A 7,018-nucleotide genomic window follows, 5' to 3' on the forward strand; every position below is an offset into this window, starting at 1 on the left:
GTCCCGGCCTCCCTGCGGATGGATTCATTCAAGGTTTGTCCGATTGAATATAACTAAACAACCGGCTTCCGACCAGACCCCGAAACAATCCGATCAGCCACGGCGTCGGTCGACTTGGCTCGTTAGCCTGGACCCGGCGAACACCAGCCACTCGGCCCAGCAAAGGACGCCATGGCAGCCATCCCGGTACGTCCCGGCAAGCTGCGTCACGCCGCAGCCGAGATCGAGCGGCGCACCGTGCTGCGAGTCGAGATCATCGGAGGCGTCCTACTGATGGCGCCCCCGCGCCGCGGCAAGCACGCCGGGACGGTGCGACAGCTGCGCGAACGCCTCGCATCACGACTACCCACCGGCTTGGGCGCCTACGAGTCGTCATCCGTCGGGCTGCCGGACGACGAGGACGACTACGCGACGCCCGACCTTCTCGTACTGCCCGTCGAGTGGGCGACCAGCGACGACTGGCTTGCGACGTCCCACGGCATCGCGCTCGCGGTGGAGGTACACCCCGGCCCGTCGCACATCAGCCTCATCCCGACCAAGGCCGCCTGGTACGCCGTCGCGGGCGTGCCCGTCCTCCTCGCCGTCGACCCCCGCAAGGGTGAATGGACGCTCCACACGCACCCCCGTGACGGCGAATACCAAGGCGTCCTGCACGGCAAGTACGGCGAGCCCGTTCCGCTGCCCTCGCCGTTGCCCGCCGAGCTGGACACCTCCGGTCTCCCGCTGTACGCGCCCCGTACCTGAATCAGGCCGCCGCGTCGTCGTCCCAGTCGATGCCGATCTCGGCGAGCCAGCGGCGGTCGGCGGCGTCCGGGGCGGGCGGGGAGGGTGGGCGGGGGACGTTCTGGACCGGGCCGAGGCCGTACTTCTCGGCGGCCTCGGTGGCGCGGGCGTCGGGTTCGATGACGCCGACGTGGACGGCGGACTCGTCGCCCGGGTCGAGGACGGTCAGTTCGGGTTCGGGCAGGCGCCGCAGGGTGACGCGGCGTCCGCAGGCCGGACAGGACCATTCGTCGGCGCCCGAGGCCAGGCGGGCGACGAACTTCATCTCGTGGATCACGCGCATCGGCGGCACCCCCTGCTGTAGGGGATTCCCGGGTTCCCGACGACTATTCCCGGCCACGCCCACCGGGGCACGCCCGTTCGCTCCGGGCCGCGGCTACTCCAGGAACAGTCCCCGGGCCGCCGCCGACTGCTCGATCGCCTCCAACCGGGCCTCCGCGCCCGGGAGTTCGTCGCACATGCTCTGCAACAGCACCCGGCCGAGCATCATCGGCGCGCACGCGGTGTCGAAGACCAGCCCGGTGCCGACGGCGGCCGGCAGCATCAGGTCGGAGAGCTTGGCGACCGGCGAGAAGGCGCTGTCGGCCACGGTCAGCACGGTCAGCCCGCACTCCCGGGCGACGGCCAGGGCGTCCATCAACTCCCGTGGGTAGCGCGGCAGCGCGAAGCACAGCAGCGCGGTCGCACCCGCCGCGGTGGCCTGTTCCAGCCGGTCGGCGAGCATGCTGCCGCCCTCGTCGAGCAGCCGGATGTCCGGGTGCACCTTGGCCGCGAAGTACGCGAAGCCGCGCGCCTGCGCCGAGGCGGCCCGCAGGCCGAGCACCGGCAGCGGGCGGGAGGCGGCGAGCAACCGGGCCGCCCGGATGATCGGCTCGGGGTCGGCGAGCAGTTCGGCGAGGTGGCGCAGGTGGGCGATCTCGGCGAGGACGGCCTGCTGGTGCTCGTTGCGCACCGCGTCGTCCGGGCTCTCGGGCACGGTGGACTCGCCCGCGCCGAGTTCGCGCAGCTGCTTGCGCAGCGCCGGGTAGCCGTCGTACCCGAGCGCGACGGCGAAGCGGGTGACGGACGGCTGGCTGACCCCGGCGAGTTCGGCGACCTCGACGCTGGACAGGAACGGCGCCTCGGTGGCGTGCCGGACCAGCGAGTGGGCGATCCGCCGTTGGGTGGGCGTCAGGCGGTGCCCCTCGAACAGCTGGAGCAGCCGGGCGGAGGGGCCGACGCTGCCGGCCTCGTCGGTGGCGGTCATCAGCGGTACCTCCGGATGCGAGCGGTTCGGACGACGACTGTGCAGCAGCGCGCCGTCACTGGCAAAGACGTCTCGTACGACGGGACGTGTCACGGCACGCCCCGCACGTCGGGCACCGGGCCTCGGGGTAACCCTGATTTCTCCCTGATCCCGCCCGGATTCCCCCCGCGAACGGATGGACCGGGCCGTACGAGGGGCCCACGCTACTGGCATGGACACTCGCCAGGACGAACTGCGGCGCGACCTCGACGCCACCCTTCAGGCCCGCAAGGAGCTCGGCAAGGAGTACGAGGACGAGCTTCTCGACTCCTTCATGAAGCGTCTCGACGCCCGGCTGGACGCCCGGGTGGAGCGTTCGGTGGCCGCGCGGATGGACGTCGACGGCTACGAGCCGTCCCACCACCGGGACCGCGACCGGCACCACGGCCGCCCGCACCGCGGCTGGTCCCCCAACCGGTCCGGCAACAAGCTGGCGGTGGTCTCGCTGGCCCTGGGCATCCCGCTGACCGCGATCGCCGCCAGCCCGCAGAGCGGCGGCTTCGCCGGGCTGCTGGCCTGCTGGGCGGGCATCGTCGGGGTCAACTTCGCCGCGGCCCTGGGCAACCGCCGCGACCGCGAGGAGCGGGACCGCCGGCCGCGGAACGACTGGGACTGAGTCCCAGCCGTCCCGCACGGCCGCCATCTCAGGCCAGCGGCCCGGTGACCCGCTCCACCGCCCGCACCAGGTCACCGGAGGCGACCAGCGCGGCGGCGGCCTCCAGGTCCGGCGAGAGGAAGCGGTCCCGGCCCGCGCCGCCGACCCCCGCCTCGCGGGCGGCGGCCATCGCGGCCGCGGTGGCCGGGGCCACCCGGCCGGCCGTGTCGGCCTGCTGACGGATCTCCAGCGCGCGGGCCGAGGCGGTCAGTTCGACGGCCAGGATCCGGCCGAGGTTGTCCACCGCCTGGCGCAGCTTGCGGGCGGCCGACCAGCCCATCGACACGTGGTCCTCCTGCATCGCGGAGGACGGGATCGAGTCGACCGAGGCCGGGACGGCGAGCCGCTTGTTCTCGCTGACCAGCGCCGCCTGGGTGTACTGGGCGATCATCAGACCGGAGTCCACGCCCGGGTCGTCGGCCAGGAAGGCCGGCAGGCCGTGCGAGCGGGCCTTGTCGAGCAGCCGGTCGGTGCGGCGCTCGGAGATCGAGCCGAGGTCGGCGGCGGCGATGGCGAGGAAGTCCAGCACGTACGCGACCGGCGCACCGTGGAAGTTGCCGTTGGACTCCACCCGGCCGTCCGGCAGCACCACCGGGTTGTCCACCGAGGCGGCGAGTTCGCGGGAGGCGACCAGCTGGGCGTGCGCCAGGGTGTCCCGGCCGGCGCCGGCGACCTGCGGGGCGCAGCGGATCGAGTAGGCGTCCTGGACCCGCGGTGCGTCGTCCTGGTGGTGGCCGGTGAGGCCGGAGTCCTTGAGCACGGCGAGCATGTTGGCGGCACTCAGCGCCTGGCCCGGGTGCGGGCGGATCGGGGCGTGCAGCTCGGGGGCGAGCACCTTCTCGGTGCCGAGCAGCGCCTCCAGGCTCATCGCGGCGGTGATGTCGGCGGTGGTGAACAGGCGCTGGAGGTCGGCGATGGCCATCACCAGCATGCCGAGCATGCCGTCGGTGCCGTTGATGAGGGCCAGGCCCTCCTTCTCCAGCAGCTCGACCGGCTCGATGCCGGCCTCGGCGAGCAGTTCGGCGACCGGCCGCTCCGCACCGTCCGGTCCGGTGGCGGTGCCCTCGCCCATCAGCACCAGGGCGCAGTGCGACAGCGGCGCGAGGTCGCCGGAGCAGCCGAGCGAGCCGAACTCGCGGACCACCGGGGTGATGCCCGCGTTGAGCAGCGCCGCCATGGTCTGGGCGACCAGCGGGCGGACGCCGGTACGGCCGGAGGCCAGCGTCTTCATCCGCAGGAACATCAGCGCGCGGACCACCTCGCGCTCGACGGCCGGGCCCATGCCGGCCGCGTGCGAGCGCACCAGCGAGCGCTGCAGCTGGGCGCGCAGCTCGGGGCTGATGTGCCGGACGGCGAGCGCGCCGAAGCCGGTCGACACGCCGTAGACGGGGCGCGGTTCGGCGGCGAGGGCGTCGATCCGGGCACGGGCGACCGCCATCTCGGCGAGCGCGTCGGGGCCGATCTCGACCCGGGCGTTGCCCCGGGCGACGGCCAGTACGTCCTCCGCACTGACGTCGGCCTTGCCGACCTGGACCAGCGGAGCGTCGGGGGCCACAGCACTGTGCATATCCATATACATCATCACAGCAGGTGAATGAAGATATGACAACAGCTGTTCGTCATCCGGATTCTCCGCCGCCCGGATCCGCGCCGCACCCCCGGGCCCCACCCCGGCCCCCGGAAGCCCCGCCCGTTCACCCCTCGGCACCACCCCCGAGCTCCGCCTCGATCAGGTCCACCGCCCGCGCCGTACCGCCCTCGGCCCGACCGGCCGCCGCCAGCACCGCCAGCCGCTCGGCCACCGCCGGATCCCCGACCAGCTCCAGCAGCGCGGCGCGCAGCACCTCCGGGGTGGCCGCCTCGGTGTCCACCCGGCGGGCGACACCTAGGCCCACCAACGCGTCCGCGTTGGCGAACTGGTCGACGCCCTGCGGCACCGCGATCATCGGCACGGCGTGGAACAGCCCCTCGCTGGAGCCGCCCATGCCCGCATGGGTGACGAAGGCGTCCGCCTGGGCCAGCACCGACAGCTGCGGCACCCAGCGGTGCACCTCGACGCTGTCCGGCACCTCCCCCAGCTCCGCCAGGTCGGTGTGCCGGCCGACCTGCAGCACGGTGCGCCAGCCGGGCAGGTCGCCGAAGGCCTCGACGCAGGCCCGGTAGAACGCGGGCTGGTTGGTGTAGGCCGAGCCCAGCGAGACCAGCAGCACCTTCTCGGCGTCGGCCGGCCGCCGCCACTCCCCCTGGTGGGCCCGGTCGCCGAAGCAGGGCCCGACGAAGGTGATCCGCCGCTCGTCCACCCGGTCCGCGTTCGGCTGCAGGGCCCGCGGGATGAGCGCGATCGCCCGCTCCGGACGGCCCTTGAAGGCCTCCACATCGCGCTGCACCGCCCCGGCCTCTGCCAGCCAGTCCGCGTACCGCCGGTAGTGCTCCGGCCCGCCGGGCGCCTTGCGGACCGCCTCGAAGACCTCCGGGAAGTCCTCCTCGAAGCCCTCCCAGCCGACGTAGGTGGGCGACAGCTGCACCACCGGCACGCCCAGCCGCTCGCCGAGCGCCCGCCCGGCGAAGCCCCCGATGTCGCAGAGCACCAGGTCAGGACGGTCCGCGCCCTCGCCGAAGCGCTCCAGCAGCACAGGCCACATGGCGAGCGCGTCGTCCAGGAACAGCTCCTGGAGCGCCACCGGATCCGACGTCCAGCCCGCCGGGTCCTCGGTGAGCGGCAGCGTCGACGGGTACGGGACGAACGCGGCGCCGGTGGACTCGACGGGCTCCCGGAACCGGGGGTCGTTGACGTAGCTGACCCGGTGGCCCCGGGCGACCAGCTCGGCGATCACGGCCAGGCTGGGGTTGACGTGCCCGTGGGCCGGGATGGAGACCATCAGGACATGGGCAGGGCGGGGTCGGGTCATGGGGCACCTCCGGGAACGACGGATGAGACGAGACGTACCGTCTCGTCGAACTGACAGGACAAGACGATACGTCTCGTCTCGATCCCGCGCTTAGAATTTCCGCATGGCCCCGAGAACCGCCCCCGACCCCGCCCGGCGCAGCGAGCGCTCCCGCTCCGCCGTCCTCACCGCCGCCTACGACCTCGTCTCCGAGATCGGCTTCGGCAAGCTCACCATCGAGGCGATCGCCGCCCGGGCCGGCGTCGGCAAGCAGACCATCTACCGCTGGTGGCCCTCCAAGGGCGCGGTCGTCTTCGACGCCTTCCTGGTCGTCAACGGGCACGCGGGCCACTTCGCCCTCCCCGACACCGGCGACCTCGCCGCCGACCTCAAGACCGTCCTGCGACTGAGCATCGACGACCTCGTCGACCCCGTGCTCGACCGCACCTACCGGGCCCTCAGCGCCGAACTCCTCAACGACCCGGTGGTCCAGGCCGAGTACCGCACCCGACTGCTCGACCCCCTGCTGGACGTCACCCGCGCCCGGCTGCGCAGCGCCCGCGAATCCGGCGACCTGCCCCCCGACACCGACCTCGACTTCGCCGTCGAACTCCTCTACGGCCCGGTGTTCTACCGCTGGACGCACCTGCTCGGCCCGCTCGACCACGACTACGCCGACCAACTGGTCGACGCCTTCCTGCGAGCCCTCGCCCCGGCTAACGGCCGCCCCAGCGCCTGACCGCACAGACCACCAGCACCACGACCGACAGCACCACCAGCACCACCAACGCGAACCAGCCGAACACCGCGTCCAGCGCCCGCCCGACCACACTGCGCCGCACCTTGTGACGGTGCCGCGCGGCGGAGTGACCGGTGATCAGGTGCGCCCGCAGCCCGGCCCGCACCTGCTGCCGCGCCGGCGCCGTCCGCTCGACCGCCGGACCGACCTGACCCGCCATCCGCACCACCGGCACCGCCACCGCAGGCCCGGCCGCCGCCACCCCGCCCCCGAACACCAGCACCCCGGCCACCGCCGCACCCGCCAACCGTCCGCCCACCGCCAACCCCACCCCCCACTCCGCGCTCCGCCGCGCCACCTTCCCACCACCCCGAACCACCCCGACACCCGGGGCCAAGGTCAGCGTGCCCGCCACCGGACGGCCCAACACGTGCGCCCACGACCGAAGTTCACGAAGTCCCCACCACCCCAAGGCAGTTACACCGCAGCGAACGAACTCGGCCCCCACCCCCAACGTGGGCGCGCGGTCCCCGCCCCGCGCGCCCCCGCACCCACGCACCCACGCACCCACGCACCACTCCAGGCGAGAGGGACGCGCTGCGGGAGGGGGCGGTGGAGGGGGTGGGTGCGGAGAGGGGCGTGACGGGTGATTTTCAGACTGCCAACGG

8 protein-coding genes are annotated in these 7,018 nt (G+C 73.3%); 3 read left to right on the forward strand and 5 right to left on the reverse strand.

Features of this window, described 5'->3' with window-relative positions; genetic code table 11:
* The first annotated feature begins 171 nt into the window (after positions 1-171).
* Positions 172-744 (forward strand): Uma2 family endonuclease, encoded by a 573-nt coding sequence (locus ACIP4P_RS44635; RefSeq protein WP_400930119.1) that lies wholly within the window; start codon positions 172-174, stop codon positions 742-744.
* 1 nt (position 745) lies between these two features.
* Here ACIP4P_RS44635 and ACIP4P_RS44640 read toward each other — a convergent pair whose 3' ends face one another.
* The gene (locus tag ACIP4P_RS44640) at positions 746-1,066 is read right to left on the reverse strand and encodes a hypothetical protein (protein ID WP_350518138.1); all 321 of its coding nucleotides are present in this window, start codon (positions 1,064-1,066) and stop codon (positions 746-748) included.
* A gap of 93 nt (positions 1,067-1,159) precedes the next feature.
* Positions 1,160-2,029, reverse strand: coding sequence for a MurR/RpiR family transcriptional regulator (locus ACIP4P_RS44645; protein ID WP_400930123.1), 870 nt, complete (start codon positions 2,027-2,029; stop codon positions 1,160-1,162).
* Positions 2,030-2,240: 211 nt separating this feature from the next.
* Between ACIP4P_RS44645 and ACIP4P_RS44650 the strand changes: the two genes are divergently transcribed.
* Positions 2,241-2,684, forward strand: coding sequence for a hypothetical protein (locus ACIP4P_RS44650; protein WP_400930126.1), 444 nt, complete (start codon positions 2,241-2,243; stop codon positions 2,682-2,684).
* Between the two features lie 28 nt (positions 2,685-2,712).
* Here ACIP4P_RS44650 and hutH read toward each other — a convergent pair whose 3' ends face one another.
* On the reverse strand, positions 2,713-4,290 hold the full coding sequence (hutH, locus tag ACIP4P_RS44655; RefSeq protein WP_400930129.1) for a histidine ammonia-lyase: 1,578 nt from the start codon (positions 4,288-4,290) through the stop codon (positions 2,713-2,715).
* Between the two features lie 127 nt (positions 4,291-4,417).
* Positions 4,418-5,632, reverse strand: a complete 1,215-nt coding sequence (locus ACIP4P_RS44660) for a macrolide family glycosyltransferase (RefSeq protein ID WP_400930132.1) — start codon at positions 5,630-5,632, stop codon at positions 4,418-4,420.
* A 103-nt stretch (positions 5,633-5,735) separates the two neighbouring features.
* Between ACIP4P_RS44660 and ACIP4P_RS44665 the strand changes: the two genes are divergently transcribed.
* Entirely contained in the window at positions 5,736-6,350 is a 615-nt protein-coding gene (locus ACIP4P_RS44665; protein WP_400930135.1) for a TetR/AcrR family transcriptional regulator, read from the forward strand.
* Here the strand turns inward: ACIP4P_RS44665 and ACIP4P_RS44670 are convergent.
* The gene (locus ACIP4P_RS44670; protein WP_400930138.1) at positions 6,328-6,681 is read right to left on the reverse strand and encodes a hypothetical protein; all 354 of its coding nucleotides are present in this window, start codon (positions 6,679-6,681) and stop codon (positions 6,328-6,330) included. The two genes, ACIP4P_RS44665 and ACIP4P_RS44670, sit on opposite strands and share 23 nt — an antisense overlap.
* Between the last annotated feature and the right edge of the window lie 337 nt (positions 6,682-7,018).

This window comes from Kitasatospora sp. NPDC089509 (assembly GCF_044749365.1).
In the GTDB taxonomy this organism is placed as follows: domain Bacteria; phylum Actinomycetota; class Actinomycetes; order Streptomycetales; family Streptomycetaceae; genus Kitasatospora.

Excerpts from the sequence above, each read along its gene's own strand:
- ACIP4P_RS44645 (WP_400930123.1), bottom strand. The coding sequence starts at position 2,029 with ATGACCGCCACCGACGAGGCCGGCAGCGTCGGCCCCTCCGCCCGGCTG.
- ACIP4P_RS44650 (WP_400930126.1), top strand. The coding sequence starts at position 2,241 with ATGGACACTCGCCAGGACGAACTGCGGCGCGACCTCGACGCCACCCTT.
- ACIP4P_RS44665 (WP_400930135.1), top strand. The coding sequence starts at position 5,736 with ATGGCCCCGAGAACCGCCCCCGACCCCGCCCGGCGCAGCGAGCGCTCC.
- ACIP4P_RS44635 (WP_400930119.1), top strand. The coding sequence starts at position 172 with ATGGCAGCCATCCCGGTACGTCCCGGCAAGCTGCGTCACGCCGCAGCC.
- ACIP4P_RS44640 (WP_350518138.1), bottom strand. The coding sequence starts at position 1,066 with ATGCGCGTGATCCACGAGATGAAGTTCGTCGCCCGCCTGGCCTCGGGC.
- hutH (WP_400930129.1), bottom strand. The coding sequence starts at position 4,290 with ATGCACAGTGCTGTGGCCCCCGACGCTCCGCTGGTCCAGGTCGGCAAG.
- ACIP4P_RS44660 (WP_400930132.1), bottom strand. The coding sequence starts at position 5,632 with ATGACCCGACCCCGCCCTGCCCATGTCCTGATGGTCTCCATCCCGGCC.